The following is a 19,627-nucleotide window of genomic DNA, read 5'->3' as shown; positions in this document are numbered from 1 at the left end:
TACCGCCGTGCAGGGGTCGAATCCCCGGCGAATCCCCCTTCTTCCCTCCAGCCCCGGACGGGGCCGCCTGGCGGGGCCGCCTGGCGGGGCCGGAGGTCGGGAACGGTACGTATGTCGGCGACGTATGTCAGCGACGTACGTCAGCGTGTCGTCTCGTCGAGGAGCACGGCGGCCGTGAGGAGGTCCACCGCGGTGGGGATGGCGGCCTCGTCCGCGTCGAAGTCGCCCTGGTGCAGATCGCGCGCCCGGCGGTCCCCCGGCGGACGCACGCCCAGCCGGGCCATCGCGCCCGGCACCCGCTCCAGGTACCAGGAGAAGTCCTCGCCGCCGAGGCTCTGTTCCGTCGACTCCACGGAGTCGGCGCCGAACCGCGCGGTCATGGCCTCGCGCAGCAGCGCCGTGACCCCCGGCTCGTTCACGACCGGCGGGACCCCGCGCACGTAGTTCAGCTCGCACTTGGCGCGGTGCAGCGTCGCCACCTCGTCCACCGCAGCGTGCACCAGGTCGGGCGCCTCCCGCCACGTCGCCAGGTCCAGGCAGCGCAGGGTGCCGGAGAGCTCGGCACGCTGCGGGATCACGTTGCAGGCGTGGCCCGCCTCGATACGGCCCCAGGTGAGGGCGAGCCCGGCGCGCGCGTCGACCCGGCGGGAGAGCAGCGCGGGCACCTCGGTCACGACCTTCGCCGCCGCCGTCACCAGATCGGTGGTGAGGTGGGGGCGCGCGGTGTGGCCGCCCGCGCCGCTGAGGGTGATCTCCAGCCGGTCGCAGGCCGAGGTGATGGGACCGGGCCGCAGCCCGATCCGGCCCGCGTCCACGCGCGGGTCGCAGTGCAGCGCGATGATCCGGCCCACCCCGTCGAGCACGCCGCACTCGACCGCGTCGGCCGCGCCGCCGGGCAGGACCTCCTCGGCGGGCTGGAACAGCAGCCGCACCGAGCACGGCAGCCGGCCCGCGCGGGCCAGCTCGGCGAGGACGAGCCCGGTACCGAGGACGGCGGTGGTGTGCACGTCGTGCCCGCAGGCGTGGGCCCGGTCCGGGACGGTCGACCGGTACGCCACGTCCTTGGTGTCGGGGATCGGCAGCGCGTCGATGTCGGCGCGGAGCGCGAGCATGGGCCGCGCGTCGCGCGACGCTCCGTGGGGCGCGCCTTCGGCGAGGCCCGGGTGGATGTCGCAGATCAGGCCCGTGCCCATCGCGAGCACCCGAGGACGGAGGCCTGCCAGCTCCAGCCGTGACTTGAGGGCCGCGGTCGTACGGAACTCCTGATTCCCCAGCTCGGGATGCATGTGCAGATCACGACGGAAGGTGATCAGCTCGCTCAGGAGGGCTTCGGTGGTTCTGCCGGGCAGTTCGGTGCGGACGCCGCTGGCTCCGGCCGGGCTTGTGTCCACCTCCGGTGCAGGGGACAGGAGTTCGTTCATGAACGGAAGAGTAGGCCGTTCACCTCACCAACTGACTAGAGATCCACCAAAGTTCAGCCGCACAGGGGAAGAAAAACTAGGCTGTGCGGCGGTTATGTCCGTATGGGGATGGGTATAACTTTGCGCTCGCCGCGCCAGCCCCTGGCGTAGGAGGGACGCTCCGAAGTCGGCCCTGTGGTGGGATACGCGCATGTCGTCCCGTGTGCTGTACCTGTTCGGCTGCGCCGCCCCGCCGGTCCTCGACCTCCCCTCCGCCGTCGACCTGGCCCTGTCGGACGGCTGGACGGTGTGCGTCGGCCTCACCCCCACCGCCGCCGACTGGCTCGGGCCCGGGACCCTCGCCGCGCTGGAGGCCCGTACGGGCCGGCCGGTGCGCAGCGCCCCGCGCCGCCCGTACGAGGAGTGGCCCTGGCCCGACGCCGACGCCACCCTGATCGCCCCGGCCACCCTCAACTCCGTGAACACCTTCGCCCTCGGCCTCACCCCGCACTTCGTCGCCGCGTACGTCGCGGAGGGCATCGGCAAGCGCTGGCCGATGCTGATGATGCCGTGCGTGAACGCCGCGTACGCCACGCATCCCCAGTTCGGGCACAGCGTGTCGGTCCTGCGGGACGCCGGGGTCCGGATGCTGTACGGGGAGGGCGGCTTCGTCCCGCGACCGCCGGGCGAGTCCGACCGGGGGGACTACCCGTGGGGGCTGGCGCTGAGCGCCGCGCGGGACGCCGTACGGGATGGAGGGACGTCTACTTCTCCGAGGGCGGAGTGAGGGCGGATGTGAGCCAGGCCGGGGCGGTGTCGAGCCGGGCCAGGTCTTCGAACAGCCAGTCGGGGGCTTCGGGGTGGGTGGCGAGGACGGGGGCACGGGGGCGGAGCCTTACGACACCCGTACGGGCACCGGGTTGTCCGGGCTGTCGAGCCACACCGTTTGACCGCTCGGGGTGACCGTCAGCCCGTACCGCTCGAACCGCGGCTCACCCTGTTCGCGCCACCAGGACATGACGGCCTCGGCTTCGCTCCACAGGTGGCGCGGCCCGTACTCGGCGACCTCGAACTCGGTACGTCCCGGTTCGTAGTCGCCCGTGGCCCAGGACGTGCACCCCATGTCGAACAGCCACAGCCGATAGGCGCCGTCCTCGCCCCGCTCGACGCGGCAGAACATGTCCGGCACCTGCACGCCGAGCGTGAACATGTGGTGCCAGTCGCCCATGCCGTCCGGCGAGAGGGGCGTGGTGCGCTGCGCCGCCGTGCTCGGCCGGTTCGCCGCTCCCGGAAACGCGTCCGTCGGCGGGAACGTGTCGCGCTGGTCGCGCAGGCGCATGAACGCCGAGGACATCACGAACGGGCCCATGGCGACGCCACCCTCACCGACCGTGAGCCGCGCGACCGCCTGCCCGCCGTAGGGCGGGCCCCACGGGGCAACGATCACGGCCCCTTCAACGGCCTGCTCGACCCACGCGTACGGCACGCGAGAGATCCCGCACGTGGCAATGATCCGGTCGTACGGGGCCCCCTTCACGTGACCCTGGGCGCCGTCGCCGACGACGGTCACCGGTGTGAGGCCGACCGCGGCGAGGCGGCGCCGCGCCTCCTCGGCGACAGCCGGGTCGACCTCGACCGTCACGACGTTGTCCGGGCCGAGCCGGTACGCGAGCAGCGCAGCATTCCAACCCGTGCCGGTCCCGACCTCCAACACCCGGTTTCCCCGCTCCACACACAGCGTGTCGAGCATCGAGAACACCATCTTGGGCATGGAGTTGGAGGAGGTCGGGGACCGGCCCTTGTCCGTGCCCGTGTGCGCGCCGTCGTCCCATTGCGTCGTGAGGGGAACGTCGCTGTAGACCTTCCCCCACCAGCGAGCCGGGTCCGTGTTCCGGTCGATCACCTCACCCTGGCGGTTGCCGCCCGCCGTGCCCGGCCACAGCCGATCGGGCACGAAGGCGTCACGCGGCACAGCCCGGTACGCGGACATCCAGTCCGAAGTGAGTGCGCCCTTCTCCCGCAGCACGGAGGCCAGCTCCCCCGGGCCGGCCCCCTTCGTGCTCTGCGCGTCCCACTCAGTCACTCGCTGCCGTCCGCCGGGCCCTGGCCGTCCGAGGTGTTGCCGCCCTCGTCGGAGCCCCCGCCCCCGTGCTTGTTGCCCTCGTCGCTGTCATCCTGCGGATTTCCACCATCCGCCCGCACCATCCCCAGAAATGCATCCACTGTGTACCTCCTGATCGGGTGGTGCCTGTGCTTGTGCTTGTGCTTGTGCTTGTGCTTGTGCTTGTGCGGTGCTTCCGAAATCCGCCTCGCCCGGGCCCTGCCGGAGTCCATGCGTGAATCGTGTCGCGCCGATTACGCATAGTGAAGAGATGCAGCGTAGGACCGACGGAACTTGTTCCGGGTCAACTCCTACGCTCCGTAGGCGTCATGCGGCCAAGGGAACGCCGATCAATTCGCTGATGCTTCACCCACTCCGGCGCGTCGAGACCGACCTCGACCAGCGTGTCACCGGGCTTGTCGTACAGACCGGCCGAGCACTGCGCGAGGGCAACGTCGAGCTTGTACCGGTTGCGGGCGAGCTTGGGCATGGATGGGGGCAGTTCCGTGAGCGCTGCCAGTTGCAGCGCCCTCCCGTGGTACCCGTGGGGGCTGACGCTGAGGGCTGCGCGGGAGGCCGTCCGGGAGGGAGAGACACCTACCTCTCCGCCGCCGGAGTGAGGGCGGACGGGAGCCAGGCCGGGGCGGTGTACAGCCGGGCCAGGTCTTCGAACAGCCAGTCGGGGGCGTCGGGGTGGGTGGCGAGGAGGCGGGCGCACGGCAGGCAGGCCACGACCTCGAAGCCGGGGCCCGAGGCGGCGGGGACGAGCCGTGCGACCAGGCCGTACGGGGCGTACCGCTCGCACCGGGCGCAGAACCGGGCGACGGTCCGGAGGCCCAGTTCCTTGAGGGCTGTCGCGATGTCGTGTTCCGTGTCCGTCCCCTCGGCCTGTGTCATCGGGACGGCTCCTCGTGGGTGGGTGCTGTTCGGAGGCGGACCGGCGTGCAGACGCACGTACCCCGTACGACGATCCATGGCGGGCCCTTGCGGGGTGCTGGTTCGGAGCGGACGTTGATCAGGGGCATCGTCCGGCAGCGGGGGCACGCGACGAGACCGGCGAGGACCGCTCGGGCCACCGCGTCCACGGCCGGGTCATGAGACACGGCGGCGGGTGCGGGGCACGAGGCTGTCGAACCAGCGCCGCTCGACGGGGGTGGCGGCACGGAGCTTGTCGGCGTGGACCGTCCATTCGGTGCCATGCGGGGTGACCACGCGGACCATTCCGTCGCGGAGCGCTGTTTGGATGCGCACGATCCAGGGGTCCGACGGCGGGCTCATCGACTCGGGGCTCGTGTCCGCGACGTACGTGCCGCGTGCGGGTGCCGTGATCCGTTCGGCGCTCTGGGAAGTGATGGCCATGGCGACCTCTCGTACCGTTGGTGATCGGATGCTCACCGAAGGTAGAAGTGGGCGCGGGCCGGAGGGGGCACAGATTGTGCCCCCTCGTCGTGCCCCCGATGTCCGGGGTCAGGCGGCCAGGAAGCCGAGTCTGACGGCCAGTTTCGAGGCGCGGTGCCGCCGGCGTGGGCTCTTCGCCTCCGCCTCCTCCAGCACGATCCGGCGGGCGTATCCGTTGTAGCGGATCGTCTCCGGCGCGGCCTCGAACGCCTTGTCCAGCGTGGCGAGCGCGGCTTCCGGCCGACCGTCGAGCTGGTAGGCGCGTGCCTCCTCGATACGGTGCCGGGCCCGGCGCGGCCGGGACTTGATGGCGGACGCGTCGGTGGCGGCGGCCTGGCGGACGCCCTCGCCTCCCGCGTGGAGTTCGACGGCGACCGTGACCGCGTGTGCGCCCATGATCGACCGGGAGAACGAGGTCACCGGGTGGGAGTAGTCGGCGGGGAGCCGTTCGGCCTTCCGCCCCGCCCTGTCCCACCAGGACCATGCCATCCCGGTGTCGCCGCGCCGCGCCGCCGTGTATCCGGCCTCGAACTCCAGCGCCCCGGCGATGGCCAGTACGTCGTCCGGCGCCTCGGGGAGGGAGGATTCGAGGTAGCTCAGCGTCGCCAGGTTCACCGCGTCCGCCGCGTCGTAGTGGGCGGGACCGCTGTCCCGGTGCGCCTGCGCCATCAGCCACGCGGCGACGCCGATCGCGTGCGGGTCCTCCGACTCCTGCGCCGCGACCATGCCGCGCTCCGCCACCCGCCACAGCAGACTGCTGTCCGGCTGGTAGGCCAGGAAGAACTGCGACAGCGCGTACACCTCGGCCAGCACGGCCTGTGCGGACCGGCGTTCGGGCCCCGAATCGGCCTGGCGCGCGGCCAGCTGCGCGTCCTCGATCAGGCCAGGCAGCAACTGCCCGATGACCTCGCGGTGGTTGGGAGCCTGATGACGGGCCGCCCATGCCCGCGCCACCCGGGCGGCGAGGTGCGCGGGCGGCGGGGCCGCGCGGTCCGTACCGCTGGGAAAGGCGTTGATGGCGTCCTTCACGGCGGGGAGTCGGCGGTGGCCGGGACCGATGAACAGCTCCAGCCCCGAGTCATGGTCCCCCGTGAGGTCGGAGAGCGAACGGACGCGCAGGGCCTCCGCGATACGCAGGATCATGGGCAGCTTCGGCGTCTGGAGCCGCCCGTTCTCGATCTGCTTGACCCAGCTCGGCGACATGCCGAGAAGTCCGGCGAGCACGGTGCGTGGCATCCCGCGCTGTTCACGGAGAAGCTGCATGCGGGGGCCGAACGCCAAGGACTCGAGCGTCAATGACGCGGCGTACGGCTCCGGGGGATCATCGTGAAACGACACGGCCCTGCCCCTCTCAGTGCATCGACACTCCAGAGTATGGGGGTTGGGGGCATCGGACCCCGCGTTCGTCAGGTGGTGCCCGCGAGGAGTGCGGGCAGTTCGTGGACAGCGCCGATGGTCATGTCCGGGGCGACGTCCGCCGAGTCGGCCCAAAGGTGGCCCCAGGGGCCGCGTCGGATGAGGCAGGTGCGGAGGCCCGCGCGGGTGGCCGGGGTGATGTCGTTCGCCGGGTGGTCGCCCACGTAGAGGGTGGCGGGTGGTGGTGACTGCGTGACCTGGAGGAGCCTGTGGAAGAAGGCTCCGTCCGGTTTGGCAGCTCCCCACTCCCCCGAGGTCGAGACGGTGACGGCGGGGAGGTCGAGGGTGCGGAGGAGCGCTGCCGCGCGGGCGGTCTGGTTGCCTGCGATGTGGACCGCGTAGCCCGCGTCCGTCAGTTCGGCCAGGCCTGGGCGTACGTCCGCGTACAGGTCGGTCTCGTCGAGGTGTTCCTCGTAACCGGCGGTGGCGTCCTTGGCCTCGCGTTCCGCTTCGATGTCGATGCCGGGGCGGAGGAGCCGGAGCGCGTCGGCGTTGTCGCGGCCCTGGGCGACCACCGCGCCGACGAGGGCCGAGAGGGTGTGGCGCGGGACATCGAGCCAGTCGGCCCACGAAGCCCAGTAGCGGTCGTCGCGGACCAGCGTCTCGCCGATGTCGAAGACCACGGTGGTAATCATCGGCGTCAGCCTACGGGCGGGCCCGGCACGGCCTCGGCTAAACGCTGGCCGCGCCGGTTTCCGGAGTTGCCGGGCCGTGAGCCAGTTTGCGGGCTCCTCTTGCTGTGCCGGTCACTCCGGCGAGGAAGCCTTCGGCTCGGGGGGAGGCGCTGCGGGTGAGCCAGGTGGGGTCGACGTCGCAGACCGCCACCGTGACGCTCGTACCCGCGAGGGCGAGGGGGAGGGTGTGGACGACCGTGGAGGGGAAGCTCAGGATCGTGTGGCCCACCGGGCCGCGGCGGGCGACGAGTTCGAGGGGGAGGTCCGGGCGGACGATCTCCAGGCCGGTGGCGGCGCTGACCTGCTGGAGCTTCTCGCTGCTCTCGCGGCGGTGCGCGAAGTAGCGGGTGGCACCGTAGGTGCGGGCGAGGCCCGCTACCGCTTCGAGGTAGCGGTCGGTGTCGACCACCCCCGTTTCGACCAGGGACGTGCCGACCAGGTCGGTGCCTCGGGTGAGGCGGGGCGGGCCGAAGCGGGAACGGGTCCAGGTGAAGTCGTTGGTCGTGACCGTGACGCCCGGCGGGGGTTCGACCGGCATCGCGCTGAACACCTCGACCGTCTGGCCCTCGCGGGGCGTCAGGCGGCGGCGGGCGCGGCGGGAGAAGGGGGCGAAGAGCATGCTGCGGGCGATGTTGCCGAGGCCGCCTGCTCCCTTGCGGTGCCAGCGGACGAAGCGTTCGCCCTGGGCCAGCTGGCTCACGAACTCCATGGTCGCGGTGCCGTCGTCCACCACGGTGATGCGGTGCGCGGTGCGCGCCGAGGTGAGGGTGAGGAGCATCTGGACGTAGCGCGAGAAGGGGTCACCGATGACCAGGGTGCGGGCCCGGCGCATCTCACGGGCGAGGGAGAGGAGTGAGGTGGAGCTGGTCAGCGCTCCGCCCCGCGCCTCCTCCCACCGCACGGTGATCCCCTCGTCGCGGGCCAGCTCCACCATGCGGCGCAGCTGACCCCGCGTCATGGGGTCGTGGGGCGGGAGGATGACGAGGGTCAGGGAGGAGGGGGCGTGCGGGTAGTGCGTATGGGCCCACTCCAGGACGTTGAGGAGCTGGACGGGGCTCTCGACCAGGGCGAGGGCCCCGTCCAGCTCAAGGGGCTCCGCCGCTCCCGTTCCGGAGGGTTTGCGGGGGAGGGACACGGGCTCACTCCGCTTCGTGAGGGTTCGTGAGGGTGTGTGTGGGGGTGTGAGGGTGAGTTAGGGGTGTGGGGGCTGGGTTGGGCCCTTGCGGGCCCCCCGCGTCAGACCGTGGCGGGCTGGCGGGTCTCCTCCGCCTGCTCGGACTCGGCGACGACACCCTTGACACGGCGGAGCTTCTGCATGGGCTTCAGCTCGCTGTCGTAGACCTTCTTCACGCCGTCGCCGAGGGACTCCTCGATGGTGCGGATGTCGCGGACGAGGCGCTGGAGGCCCTGCGGTTCGACGGACGCGGCCTGGTCCGAGCCCCACATGGCACGGTCGAGGGTGATGTGGCGCTCGACGAAGACGGCGCCGAGGGCGACGGCGGCCAGGGTGGTCTGGAGGCCGGTCTCGTGGCCGCTGTAGCCGATCGGGACGTTCGGGAACTCCTCGTGGAGGGTGTGGATCATCCGGAGGTTGAGCTCCTCCGCCTTCGCCGGGTAGGTGGAGGTGGCGTGGCAGAGAATGATGTTCTCGCTGCCCAGGACCTCGACGGCGTGCCGGATCTGCTTCGGGGTGGACATGCCGGTGGAGAGGATCACCGTGCGGCCGGTGCCACGGAGGGCGCGCAGGAGTTCGTCGTCGGTGAGGGAGGCCGAGGCCACCTTGTGGGCCGGGACGTCGAACTTCTCCAGGAACGCGATGGACTCGACGTCCCAGGGGGAGGCGAACCAGTCGATGCCGCGCTTGGCGCAGTGCTCGCTGATGGCGCGGTAGTCGTCCTCGTTGAACTCGACGCGGTGCCGGTAGTCGATGTACGTCATCCGGCCCCAGGGGGTGTCGCGCTCGATGTCCCACTGGTCGCGCGGGGTGCAGATCTCGGGGGTGCGCTTCTGGAACTTGACGGCGTCGCAGCCCGCTTCGGCGGCGGCGTCGATGAGGGCGAAGGCGTTGTCGAGGTCGCCGTTGTGGTTGATGCCGATCTCGCCGGTGACGTAGACGGGGTGACCCGGGCCCGCGGTCTTGGAGCCGAGGGTGCGGAGGCGAGGGTTTGTGTTCGTCATTTTCAGCGGTTTCTTTCCTTGGTGGTGACAGATGGGGATGGGGTTGGTCGGGGCGGGGTCGGGGGCTGGTGGCGGCCTAGGTTGGGGAGTGGTTCGGGGGCGGCGGGCCGGGTGGGCGTCGCGGGTGGGGCGGGCGGGTGTTCCCCTTGTGGGTGGGCCCACGTGCGGGGTCAGCTCTGTCCGTCCCCCGCCAGCCCCTCCCCCAGCAGCCACCCCGCGATCTCCCTGATCGCGCCGTCGCCCCCGCTCCGCGAGGTGACGGCCGCGGCGCCGGCGCGGACGACGTCGTGCGCGTCGCCCACCGCCACCGGCCAGCCGACGAGGCCGAAGCAGGGCAGGTCGTTCACGTCGTTCCCGGCGTAGAGCACGCGTTCGGGGGCGATGCCGTGCTCCTCGCACCACTGCTTCAGCGCGAGGTCCTTGCGGTCGATGCCGTGCAGCACCGGGATCCGGAGCTTCCGGGCGCGCGCCGCGACCACCGGGTTCTGCTCCGTCGAGAGGATCAACAGCTCCAGCCCGGACCGCCGCAGCGCGGCGATCCCGAGCCCGTCCCCGCGGTGCACGGCGACGGATTCCCGTCCCTCCGTGTCGACCCAGACCCGGTCGTCGGTCTGCGTGCCGTCGAAGTCGAGGACGACCGCGTCGATGTCGTCCCGCGTGGGCAGCGCACCGGCGCGCCCGCTCGGCGGACGAGCGTCCAGCAGCGGCGCGAGCGCCCGCGCACGCGCCAGGTCGTGCGGATCGTCGACCTCCAGCACCCGCGCCGGGTCGGTCCGTACGAGCGCCGTACGCCCGAAGAACCGGTGCCCCGCCTCGCGGAAGCCCATGGCGTCCATCGCGTAGGCGGCGCCCGTCTCCAGCAGGTCCTCGGGCCGGTCCTGCCGCCGCGGCCGTACGGAACGGTGGTGGTTCACGCCCCGCGCACCGGCAGCGACGTCCTCCTCGGAAACATCAGCACCGTCCCCGCCGTCGAGGCCGTCGGCCGTCTCGCGCCACACGAACCCGTGGAACGGCGCCACCGTCAGCGCGGTGTCCGCGCCCTCCTCAATGACCGCCGCCGCGACCCCGCCGACGTCCTCGCGGAGCAGGAACGGGCTGGTGCACTGCACGAGCAGCACGGTGTGGAGGGGCTGGCGGTGCCGCTCCTCGTAGACGTCCATGGCGTGCAGGACGGCCGCCTCGCTGCTCGCGAGGTCGCCCGCGATCTCCGCGGGGCGCTCCACCACCTCGGCACCGGCCGCGGTCGCGGCGGCCGCGATGGCGGGGTCGTCCGTCGAGACGACGACGTCGGTGATGTGCCGCGCCGCCAGGCACTCGCGCGCCGCACGCGCCACAAGGGGCACACCGCCGACGGGGGCCAGGTTCTTCGCGGCGACGCCCTTGGAGCCGCCGCGCGCGGGGATCACCGCGAGGACGCGGGGACTCACGCGGGGACCCGGGAAACTGGGGGCAGTGGGGGACATGGTGGTTGCTCCTGACTGATTCACCGACTGGTCGCTCACAGCACTCACGGCACGCCCGGCACTCACAGCTCGCCCACCCGCCGGATCACCGGGGCGACGCGCTGCACCCCGTGCCGGTACGCGCCGCGCGCGGCCTCGCGCAGCGCCCGCCGTACGACGCCGGGTCCCGCGGCCCCCGCCGCACCGTCCGCGCCCCCCGCCAGCGGAATGCCGTCGGGGCCGAGCCCGTAGCGGCGGAGGATGCCGGGCAGGTAGCCGGGGGCCGTACGGAGCGTGTAGTACGGCGCGAGCGGCGGCAGTCCGCCGTCCTCCGCGCGGGCGCGCGCCACCAGCGCGGTGACGCGCTCACGTGCCGCGCGGAAACCGCGGCCGCCGCCGCCCGCTCCCTGGCGCTCCACCCACTCCGGGTCGGCCTCGGGCAGGGCGCCCTCGTCGAGCTGGTCCCAGGAGGCCAGACAGCCGGAGCCGAGGAAGTAGTGGTTGCCCAGGGCCTCGCGGACGCCGAGGTCGGTGAGCACGGCGGTGGGCACGCCCCGGTGCAGGGACTCCAGCGCAGCCGTCGAGCTGACGGTGACCAGGAGCCCGCCCGTGCCGCGGGCCTGGTCGAGGATGGTGCCCATGTGGCCGTAGACGAGACGGCAGTTGGGCGGCAGCCCGCCCTCCGAACCGGCGGCGGGCAGCTTGCGTACGAGCTTCTGGTACGGCTCTTCCTCGATGTGCGTGGTGTGCTCGCCGGGCTTGCTGCGCAGCTTGATGAGCACCTCGCGCTCGGGGTGCTTACGGGCGTGCCCGAGGGCGCGCCGCAGCAGGTACGCGCGGTCCGCGCGGGAGGCGGGCACCGAGGGCTGGACGGCGAAGACGACGGTGAACGGCCCGTCGACCCCGCTCACCGCGCCTTCGCCCGAACCCGAACCCGAACCCGAACCCGAGCCCGCGGCCTCGCCCGGCGCTACGGCACCGGACACGGGCTCACCCGGAAGCGTGCCCTCCAGGAACGGCAGCACGCTCTCCACGACCGCCCCGCTGTCGGCGCCCACGCCCTCGTAGACGGCGCGGAAACGGTCCGCGTCGTACGGGGAGTTGGCGAGCACCAGGTCGGCGCCGTGCCGCAGGAGCAGGCCGTCGGAGAGCTTCTCGTAGACGACGCCGACGTATCCGGTCACGACGACCGGGCGGCGTTCGGCACGCGCGAGGCCGTGCAGCATGGCCTGGACGGCGCCGCCCACGCAGGCGAGGACCACGAGGTCGTAGTCGCCGCGGCCCGCCGTCCGTACGAACTCGGAACCGGTCACCTCGCGCAGCGCGTCCACGGTGACGCCGACCTCGGCGAGCTGCCGGGGCGTCGGGGTGGCGCGTCCGCGCAGCAGCAGGCCGTCGATACGGGCGCCGGGCGCGAGGCGGCGCGCGGTGAGCGCTCCCCACTTCCAGCGGGTGTCCGAGTCGGCGAGCACGGCGATCCGCGCGGGTCCGCCGGCCGTGTCGCCGAATTCAAGATCAGGATTACTGCCAGGAACGATCTCCTGCCCTGATTCATGATCCGGTACGGCCGCCGGAGTGGTGGGCGAGTTACGTGAGGGCACGTCGCAGACGCTAGAAAGGGATTCCGGAAAAAGGCCCAACGCAAATGCAACAGACGGTTAACAGCACACCGACGAATGGCCAACCGGACCGTTCCCGAGCCGCGTTCACCGTTCCGCCATGCGCCGTTCACCCAGGGGTCCGCAGCAGGTCAAGACGGAGCTCGGCGGGCGACCTAAGGTCCCCTGCGTGGTCAAGCTCTCCGTCATCGTGCCGTTCTACAACGTGCAGTCATATGCCCCGGAAACACTCCGGAGTCTGCGTGCGAATGCGCGCTCGGATTTCGAATTCATTCTGGTCGACGACGCGTCGACCGATGAGACCCCGGAGATCCTGGAGCGTGCCGCCACGGAACTCCCGAACGCCGTCCATGTCCGGCACGCGCGCAACGGCGGCCTGGCCACCGCGCGCAACACCGGGCTGGACCGCGCCAACGGCGAGTTCATCACCTTCCTGGACGGTGACGACTGGCTGGCGCCCGGTTACTACGACGATCTCGTCGCCACCGTCGAGCGCCTCGGCTGCGACTTCGTGCGCACCGACCACGTCCAGTGCACGGCGCGCGCCCGTACGCTGGCGCGCGTCCCGCACGGGCGGCGCGGGGTGGTGCTCGACCCGAGGGACGCGATCCTCCCGGCCGGGCGGACGACCTCGGTCGACTACGCGTACGCGTGGGCCGGGATCTACCACCGCAGGCTCCTGGACGACGGGGTGCTGCACTTCCGGCACGGGCTGCGCACCGCCGAGGACCGGCCGTGGATCTGGCGGCTGCACCGCGAGGCCCGCTCGTTCGCCGGCGTCGGCCTGCTGGGCGTCTTCTACCGGCGCGGGGTCGCCTCGTCGCTGACGCAGATCGGCGACGTGCGCCAGCTCGACTTCATCCGCGCCTTCGACCAGGTGATCGACGAGACCTCGCGGGACGCGGACGCGGCGACGCTGCTGCCGAAGGCCGTACGGACCTACTGCGCAATCATCTCCCACCACCTCACGAGCGGAAGGTTCGAACCGCAAGTGGCCCGCAAACTGCGCACGCTGAGCGCCGCAGCCCTCAAGCGCCTGCCGTCCGACGTGCTGTCGGAGGCGCTGGACTCCATGGACGCCGAACGCGCCTCCCGGCTGCGCAGGCTGCGCCGCCGCCCCGCGGACAGCGCGGCGACCCCCGAGGCCGTGGACGGAGAGGCCGCCTGATGCGTACGCAGATCTTCTTCGCCTCCACGCTCTACGGGGCGGCGACGCTGGCCGCCGCGCTCGACGCGGACTGCTTCGCCCCGGCCGACAGCCGCGTGCTGCTGGTCAGCAACAACGCGCCGTCCCCTGAGACGGCGCCCCCGCTCGACGAGATGCCCGGTTTCGAGCGGCTGCGCGACCGTTTCGACCGGGTGCTGTCCTGGAACGACGCGATCCGCCCGTTCCACCCCGGCGGCTGGTCGCCCCGCTCGGACGACGTGCCGCTGTGGGAGCGGTATCTGCGGATGCTGTGGAACCTGGGCGACGGCCCTGAGGACGAGGTCGAACTCGTCGTCGAGTCGATCCAGGTCGACCCGGCCCTCGCCCTCGCCCGCCTCTTCCCCGACGCGCCGATCGACGTCTACGCGGACGGCCTGATGAGCTACGGCCCCACCCGCAACAAGCTCGACCCCCTGATCGGTACGCGCGTCCGCCGCCTGCTCTACCTGGAGCTGGTCCCGGGGCTCTCCCCGCTGCTGCTCTCGGAGTTCGGCGTGGCCTCGGAGATCGTGCCCGCGCGCGCGTTCACCGCCGTGCTGGCTCAGATCGCGCGGGACGCGCCCCCGTCCGTGACGGAGGCCCCCGAAGGCGCCGCGCTGCTGCTCGGCCAGTACCTGTCGGCGCTGAACATCCTCACGCCCGAGGAGGAGGAGCAGCTCCACGTGCGGATGCTGCGCGGCGCCGCCGGACGCGGCCACCGCCAGGTCATCTTCAAGCCGCACCCGGTCGCGCCCGCGCGCTTCTCGCGCGCGCTGGAGAAGGAGGCGAGCGACCTCGGCGTCGAGCTGACGGTGCTCAGCTCGCCGGTGCTGGCCGAGGCCCTGTACGAACGGGCGCGCCCCGCGCTCGTCGTCGGCTGCTTCTCCACCGCACTCCTGACGGCCACGGCGTTCTACGGCCTCCCGGCGGCCCGTACGGGCACCGAGGTGCTGCTGGAACGGGTGACCCCGTACCAGAACAGCAACCGGGTCCCCGTCACGCTCGTCGACGCGCTGCTCCCGGACGTCGAACGGCAGGGCGCCGCCGAACGGCCGGACGACCTGGACGGTCTGGTGCGCGCGGTCGGCTTCTGCATGCAGCCGCAGATCTACCCGGAGCTGCGGCCCGAGGTCGAGGCCTACCTCACCGCGCACCTGAACGAGGAGACCCGCGCCTACTTCAAGCGTCGCCGCCTCACCGCCCTCGCCCTTCCGGGCGCCCTCCCCCGCCAGTTCGCCTTCGTCCCCCGCAACCGAGCGGTCCGCCGAGTAGCCCGCCGAGCCCGAGCCCTCAAAAGAGCAGCCCTGGGCTAACGCCCCCCGCACTTCTCCCTCCGCCCCTGCGAAGCTTGGGAAGTCTGCGCAAGGCGCAGGGTTGGCAAGCGCAGCCCACTTCGCCGGGTGCCCCGCGTACAAGAGCCGCGCCCGAGGTGCCCCGGGCTGTGCTTCGCGGACTGCGAGTGCGTCGTGGCTCGTCGCGCAGTTCCCCGCGCCCCTGAGGGAGAAGGGGCAAGCCCCTGCTCTTCCGCCAAGCTTGGGAGGTCTGCGCGAAGGCGCAGGGCTGGCAAGCGCAGCCCCCACGCCGGGTGCCCCGCGTGCAAGAGCCGCGCCCGGGGTGCCCCGGGCTGTGCTTCGCGGGCCGCGCCCGCGTCGTGGCTGGGCGCGCAGTTCCCCGCGCCCCTAATCGGGCAAGCCCCGAGGTGTCGTGACCCGTCGCGCCCACGCGGCGGAGCCCCTGACGGGGCGCGTTCGTGTAGCCCCCAAGTCGCATACACAGGGCGGTCGTTGTCAGCCACCGGGCTGACGCGGTGACGTCCATGGACGGATGTGGCGGGCAAGGCCCGGCGGGACTCTTGAGACGTCACGTTCGGCGTCTCCCGGAGGTCCACATGCGTACCGTTCACCGCCGCTCCGCACTCGTAGCCGGAGCCCTCGTCCTCGTCGCCGCCGCAGCGGGCGGCGCGAGCGCCTCCGCCTCGGAGGGCCACGGAGGCGGCGGCAAGGACGAGGCCAGACTCGTCGGCGCCGCGAAGCTGTTCCGCGAGGACGGCCAGCGCGTGCGCTTCTCGTTCGACGCACGCGGCTTCGGCTGGAACGAGCTCCCCGACGGCAAGGGCACCTCGCGCGGCACCTTCCGCTTCAGCCACTACACGCCCGACGGCAAGGACGGCGCGTTCGCCGAGGGCCGTATCGACTGCCTGGAGACCGGCGGCCCGGTCGCCACGGCCACGGGGGTCATCACCCGCACCGACCTGAAGGGCGCGAAGGGCAAGCGCGTGGGCTTCACCGTCTATGACAACGGGCGGCACGACCGCGTCGGGTACAGCTGGGGCGGCGGGGACGGCGACCTGCGGACGATGGAGGTCGAGCCGTGCCTGAGCGCGGCGCCCTACGAGACCGTCGAGAAGGGCGACTTCACGGTCCACCACAAGATGCCGTTCTAGCGGGGAGCGGCGCCGCCGCCCAGCAGCGTGACCTCGACGCCCGCGACGACGGCGGCCAGGCCCTCCTCGAACCGGGTGTCGAAGTCGCCGAAGAGGTCCCCGCTGACCTGGGCCGCCAGCGGATGGTCGGACAGGCGGGCGGCGCGCTCCGCCACGTCGTACCCGGGGGCGCGCTCGCCCGGCATCGGGTGGACCGCCTGCTCCTCGATGACGAAGCCCATGGTGAAGGTGTAGGCGATGAAGAACGCGCGGGCGGCGGCGCCGGGCGCGAATCCGGCGCCGGTCAGGTGCCTCAGCAGCTCCTCCTGGCGCGCGGCGTGCCCGGTGCCGGTCAGGCGGGTGCCGCCGAAGACCTTGGCGCCGTCGCGGTGGCGCAGCAGTCCGCGCCGCAGGTGCCGGAACATCTCCGCGAACCAGTCCTGCCAGGGCACGGCGGGGTCCGGGTGCGCGCCGGTCTCGTCCAGCTCGCGCTGGAGGGCGGTGGCCATCTCGTCGAGCAGCGCCTGCTTGTTCGCGAAGTGCCAGTAGAGCGCGGGCGCCTGGACGTCCAGCTCCTTGGCGAGACGGCGCAGGGTGAGCCCTTCGAGGCCGACCTCGTCCAGCAGCTTCAGGGCGGTGCGCACCACCTGGTCACGGTCCAGCCGCGCGGCCATGGGCTCCGTCCTTCCCGCTCGCTCCCCTTGACTCCTTAACAAGGTTAAGCGCACCATGCCCGCATGAGCGAATTTAACGACGTTAAGGAGACGGGGGCCGACACCGAGGTCCTGATCGTCGGCGCCGGGCCCACCGGGCTGACCCTGGCCTGCGATCTCGCCCGGCGCGGGATCCACGCCCGCCTCGTCGAGGCCGCGGACGGCCTCTTCCCCGGCTCCCGCGGCAAGGGCATCCAGCCCCGCACGCTGGAGGTCCTCGACGACCTCGGGATCGTGGACGCGGTGCTGCGCGACGGCGGCCCGTACCCGCGGATGCTGCTGTGGGAGGACGGGCGGCCCGCGGGCGAGCACTCCATGGTCGAGCGCGCGGAGGGCCCCGGCGTGCCCTACCGCGAGGTGTGGATGCTGCCCCAGTGGCGCACCCAGGAGCTGCTGTACGAGCGGCTGCGCGCGCTCGGCGGCGACGTGGAGTTCGGCGCCCGGCTGACCGGCCTCGCGCAGGACGGGGACGGCGTCATCGCGCACTTCGCCCACGCCCCCTCCGTACGGGCCGCCTACCTGGTCGCGGCCGACGGCGGGCGCAGCGCCGTACGGGGCGCGCTGGGCGTCCGGATGAACGGCGAGAGCCTCACCGAGGAGCCGACCCTCATCGCGGACGTACGGATCGAGGGCCTCGACGCACTGCACTGGCACGTGTGGCCCAAGGCGGCGGACGGCCCGCTGGCCCTGTGCCCGCTGCCCGGCGCGGACGTCTTCCAGATGGCGGCCATGAACGCGCGGCTGCCCGAAGGCGAGGCCGACGCCCCCCTCGCGCGCGTACGGGAGCTGGTCGCCGCGCGTACCCATCTGGACGGCGAACAGGTCAAGGAGGTCCTCTGGGCCTCGGACTTCCGGGCGAGCGCCGCGCTGGCCGACCGCTTCCGCGAGGGCCGCGTCTTCCTCGCGGGCGACGCCGCGCACATCCACTCCCCCGCGGGCGGCCAGGGGCTCAACACCAGCGTCCAGGACGCCTACAACCTCGGCTGGAAGCTCGGCCTGGTGCTGCGCGGCCACGCGGACCCGGCGCTGCTGGACACGTACGAGGAGGAACGCGCCCCGCTCGCCGCCGGGATGCTCGGCCTCTCCACCCGGCTGCACCGTACGGGCGGGACCCGACGGGGCCACGAGACGCACCAGTTGGACCTCTCCTACCGGGACGGCTCCGGCGACGGGCCCGGCGACGGCCTCCGCGCGGGCGACCGCGCGCCCGACGCCGAGTGCTCCCTGCCGGACGGCGGCGACCGCGCGCCCGACGCCGAGTGCTCCCTGCCGGACGGCGGCGACGGCACGGCGCTGCGCCTCTTCGACGCCTTCAGGGGCCCGCACTTCACGCTTCTCGCCCTGGGCGGGACGGAGCCGCCGGAGAACCTCCCGCCTCTTGTCCGTCCGTACGAGGTGCCGTCCGCGCCCGGGTATCCGGAGCGTGCCCTGTGCCTGGTACGGCCCGACGGCTATGTGGCGCTCATGACGGAGTCCCCCGGGGACGTCGACGCGTACCTGCGCCGTCTGCGCTCCCTCTAGCTTGTTACTGACGGGTTTCGCGGTCGCGCCACTTCGGGGAGAGTGGGGAACGACCACTGGAGGTGCACGTCGTGTCAGCCGAGACCGGTCCGCCCGCCGCTCCCCACCGTCCCGACCGCTCCCCCACGGTGACCGCCGTCCCCGGACTCGCCGCGCAGGCGGCGGCCCTGGCCTCCGGCGAGGTGACCTCGCGCGAGCTCACCGAGCGCGCGCTGGCGCGGATCGCCGCGAGCGGGGACACGCTCAACGCGTTCCGCGTCGTCCGCGGCGAGGCCGCGCTCGCCGAGGCGGAGCGGGCCGACCGGGCCCTCGCCGAGGGGCGGCGGCTGCCGCTGCTGGGCGTGCCCGTGGCCGTCAAGGACGACACCGACATCGCGGGCGAGCCCACGGCGTTCGGCTGCGCGGGCGACTTCCCGCTCAAGACGGCCGACGCCGAGGCCGTCCGCAGGCTGCGCGCCGCGGGCGCGGTGATCGTGGGCAAGACGAACAGCCCGGAGCTCGGCCAGTGGCCCTTCACCGAGGGCCATGCCTTCGGCGCGGTCCGCAACCCGTGGAACACCGCCTTCACGCCCGGCGGTTCCTCCGGCGGTTCCGCCGCCGCCGTCGCCGCCGGGCTGGTACCGGCCGCGCTCGGCTCGGACGGCGCGGGCTCCGTCCGTATCCCCGCCTCCTGGACGCGCCTGATCGGCATCAAGCCGCAGCGCGGGCGGATCTCGACCTGGCCGGACCCCGAGGCGTTCAACGGGATCACCGTGCACGGGACGCTCGCGCGGACCGTGGGCGACGCCGCGCTGCTCCTGGACGCCGCGCAGGGCAGCCACCCCGGCGACCTCCACCGGCCGCCGCCCGTCGAGGCGCGGGCCGCCGCCACCCGCGACCCCGGACGGCTGCGGATCGCGCTCTCCACCCGTACGGCCTTCACCGCCACCCCCAAGCGGCTCCACCCGCTCGTCGCCTCGGCCGTGCGCGGCCTGGCCGACCGGCTCGCCGCGCTCGGCCACGAGGTCGAGGAGGCCGACCCGCACTACGGGCCGATCGGCCTGACGTTCGTACCGCGCGCCACGGCGGGCATCAGGGAGTGGGCCGGGCGGATGCCCGACCAGGAGCTGCTGGACCCCCGTACACGCGGCGCGGCCCGCACCGGACGGCTGCTGGGCGGGCCGCCGCTGCGCGTGGCGCGGGCGGCGGAGGGGCCGCTGCACCGGTACGTCGGCCGGATCTTCCGCCGTTACGACGTGGTGCTCGCGCCCACCACCGCGACCCCGCCCCCGCGCGTCGGCGACCTGATGGGGCTGACCAGCTGGCAGACGGACCGCACGATGATCGCCCACTGCCCGTACGCGTGGCCGTGGAACGTGCTGGGCTGGCCCGGGATCAACGTCCCCGCGGGCATGGCCTCCCCCGGCCCCGGCGAGGCCCCGCTGCCGCTCGGCGCCCAGCTCCTCGGCCCCGCGCACGGCGAACCGCTGCTGATCTCGCTCGCCGCCCAGCTGGAGGCGGACCAGCGCTGGTACGAACGCTGGCCGGAGCCGCTCCCCGCGTGACCGCCGCCGTGTG

18 protein-coding genes and 1 pseudogene are annotated in these 19,627 nt (G+C 72.9%); 6 read left to right on the top strand and 13 right to left on the bottom strand.

Annotated features, from left to right (window positions below; all coding sequences use genetic code 11):
• Positions 1–140 precede the first annotated feature (140 nt).
• Positions 141–1,421 (bottom strand): amidohydrolase, encoded by a 1,281-nt coding sequence (locus ACGF3A_RS02100; protein ID WP_393724811.1) that lies wholly within the window; start codon positions 1,419–1,421, stop codon positions 141–143.
• A gap of 190 nt (positions 1,422–1,611) precedes the next feature.
• Here ACGF3A_RS02100 and ACGF3A_RS02095 point away from each other — a divergent pair, with 190 nt between their 5' ends.
• Entirely contained in the window at positions 1,612–2,187 is a 576-nt protein-coding gene (locus ACGF3A_RS02095; protein WP_393724810.1) for a flavoprotein, read from the top strand.
• 108 nt (positions 2,188–2,295) lie between these two features.
• Here ACGF3A_RS02095 and ACGF3A_RS02090 read toward each other — a convergent pair whose 3' ends face one another.
• The 11 genes and pseudogenes from ACGF3A_RS02090 to ACGF3A_RS02040 all read right to left on the bottom strand — a co-directional run bounded on the left by ACGF3A_RS02090 (position 2,296) and on the right by ACGF3A_RS02040 (position 12,081).
• Complete coding sequence (locus ACGF3A_RS02090) at positions 2,296–3,426, bottom strand: methyltransferase domain-containing protein (protein WP_393727098.1); 1,131 nt, start codon at positions 3,424–3,426, stop codon at positions 2,296–2,298.
• Between the two features lie 53 nt (positions 3,427–3,479).
• The gene (locus tag ACGF3A_RS02085; RefSeq protein WP_393724808.1) at positions 3,480–3,623 is read right to left on the bottom strand and encodes a hypothetical protein; all 144 of its coding nucleotides are present in this window, start codon (positions 3,621–3,623) and stop codon (positions 3,480–3,482) included.
• Between the two features lie 230 nt (positions 3,624–3,853).
• Positions 3,854–4,039 (bottom strand): annotated as a pseudogene (locus ACGF3A_RS02080) (transcriptional regulator); the annotation flags it as partial.
• A gap of 59 nt (positions 4,040–4,098) precedes the next feature.
• Positions 4,099–4,398 carry a hypothetical protein gene (locus tag ACGF3A_RS02075; protein ID WP_393724806.1) on the bottom strand — a complete coding sequence of 100 codons (300 nt, stop codon included), beginning with the start codon at positions 4,396–4,398 and terminating at the stop codon, positions 4,099–4,101.
• A 195-nt stretch (positions 4,399–4,593) separates the two neighbouring features.
• Positions 4,594–4,860 carry a hypothetical protein gene (locus ACGF3A_RS02070; protein ID WP_393724804.1) on the bottom strand — a complete coding sequence of 89 codons (267 nt, stop codon included), beginning with the start codon at positions 4,858–4,860 and terminating at the stop codon, positions 4,594–4,596.
• A 108-nt stretch (positions 4,861–4,968) separates the two neighbouring features.
• Positions 4,969–6,180 (bottom strand): helix-turn-helix domain-containing protein, encoded by a 1,212-nt coding sequence (locus tag ACGF3A_RS02065; protein ID WP_393724802.1) that lies wholly within the window; start codon positions 6,178–6,180, stop codon positions 4,969–4,971.
• Between the two features lie 125 nt (positions 6,181–6,305).
• Positions 6,306–6,950, bottom strand: a complete 645-nt coding sequence (locus ACGF3A_RS02060) for an HAD family hydrolase (RefSeq protein WP_393724800.1) — start codon at positions 6,948–6,950, stop codon at positions 6,306–6,308.
• Between the two features lie 37 nt (positions 6,951–6,987).
• On the bottom strand, positions 6,988–8,124 hold the full coding sequence (locus ACGF3A_RS02055) for a hypothetical protein (protein WP_393724798.1): 1,137 nt from the start codon (positions 8,122–8,124) through the stop codon (positions 6,988–6,990).
• A 101-nt stretch (positions 8,125–8,225) separates the two neighbouring features.
• Complete coding sequence (locus ACGF3A_RS02050) at positions 8,226–9,167, bottom strand: N-acetylneuraminate synthase family protein (protein ID WP_393724796.1); 942 nt, start codon at positions 9,165–9,167, stop codon at positions 8,226–8,228.
• Positions 9,168–9,337: 170 nt separating this feature from the next.
• Complete coding sequence (locus ACGF3A_RS02045) at positions 9,338–10,630, bottom strand: cytidylyltransferase domain-containing protein (RefSeq protein WP_393724794.1); 1,293 nt, start codon at positions 10,628–10,630, stop codon at positions 9,338–9,340.
• 62 nt (positions 10,631–10,692) lie between these two features.
• Positions 10,693–12,081, bottom strand: a complete 1,389-nt coding sequence (locus tag ACGF3A_RS02040) for a DUF6716 putative glycosyltransferase (RefSeq protein ID WP_393727096.1) — start codon at positions 12,079–12,081, stop codon at positions 10,693–10,695.
• Positions 12,082–12,397: 316 nt separating this feature from the next.
• Here ACGF3A_RS02040 and ACGF3A_RS02035 point away from each other — a divergent pair, with 316 nt between their 5' ends.
• From ACGF3A_RS02035 to ACGF3A_RS02025, 3 genes are all read left to right on the top strand, one after another.
• Positions 12,398–13,396, top strand: a complete 999-nt coding sequence (locus ACGF3A_RS02035; protein ID WP_393724792.1) for a glycosyltransferase family 2 protein — start codon at positions 12,398–12,400, stop codon at positions 13,394–13,396.
• Positions 13,396–14,727 carry a polysialyltransferase family glycosyltransferase gene (locus ACGF3A_RS02030; RefSeq protein ID WP_393724790.1) on the top strand — a complete coding sequence of 444 codons (1,332 nt, stop codon included), beginning with the start codon at positions 13,396–13,398 and terminating at the stop codon, positions 14,725–14,727. The genes ACGF3A_RS02035 and ACGF3A_RS02030 overlap by 1 nt, the downstream gene beginning before the upstream one ends.
• A gap of 575 nt (positions 14,728–15,302) precedes the next feature.
• Positions 15,303–15,857 carry a hypothetical protein gene (locus ACGF3A_RS02025; protein WP_393724789.1) on the top strand — a complete coding sequence of 185 codons (555 nt, stop codon included), beginning with the start codon at positions 15,303–15,305 and terminating at the stop codon, positions 15,855–15,857.
• On the opposite strand, the gene ACGF3A_RS02020 is transcribed toward ACGF3A_RS02025, so the two are convergent.
• Entirely contained in the window at positions 15,854–16,510 is a 657-nt protein-coding gene (locus ACGF3A_RS02020; protein ID WP_393724787.1) for a TetR/AcrR family transcriptional regulator C-terminal domain-containing protein, read from the bottom strand. The genes ACGF3A_RS02025 and ACGF3A_RS02020 overlap by 4 nt on opposite strands.
• 63 nt (positions 16,511–16,573) lie before the next feature.
• Here ACGF3A_RS02020 and ACGF3A_RS02015 point away from each other — a divergent pair, with 63 nt between their 5' ends.
• Positions 16,574–18,070, top strand: coding sequence for an FAD-dependent monooxygenase (locus ACGF3A_RS02015; RefSeq protein WP_393724785.1), 1,497 nt, complete (start codon positions 16,574–16,576; stop codon positions 18,068–18,070).
• 128 nt (positions 18,071–18,198) lie between these two features.
• Positions 18,199–19,614, top strand: a complete 1,416-nt coding sequence (locus tag ACGF3A_RS02010; protein WP_393727094.1) for an amidase — start codon at positions 18,199–18,201, stop codon at positions 19,612–19,614.
• The last annotated feature ends 13 nt before the right edge of the window (positions 19,615–19,627 follow it).

The organism is Streptomyces sp. NPDC048172, from assembly GCF_043202595.1.
GTDB lineage: Bacteria > Actinomycetota > Actinomycetes > Streptomycetales > Streptomycetaceae > Streptomyces.
The sequence above is the reverse complement of the archived record's forward strand: the minus strand, read 5'-3'. Positions and strand labels throughout refer to the sequence as shown.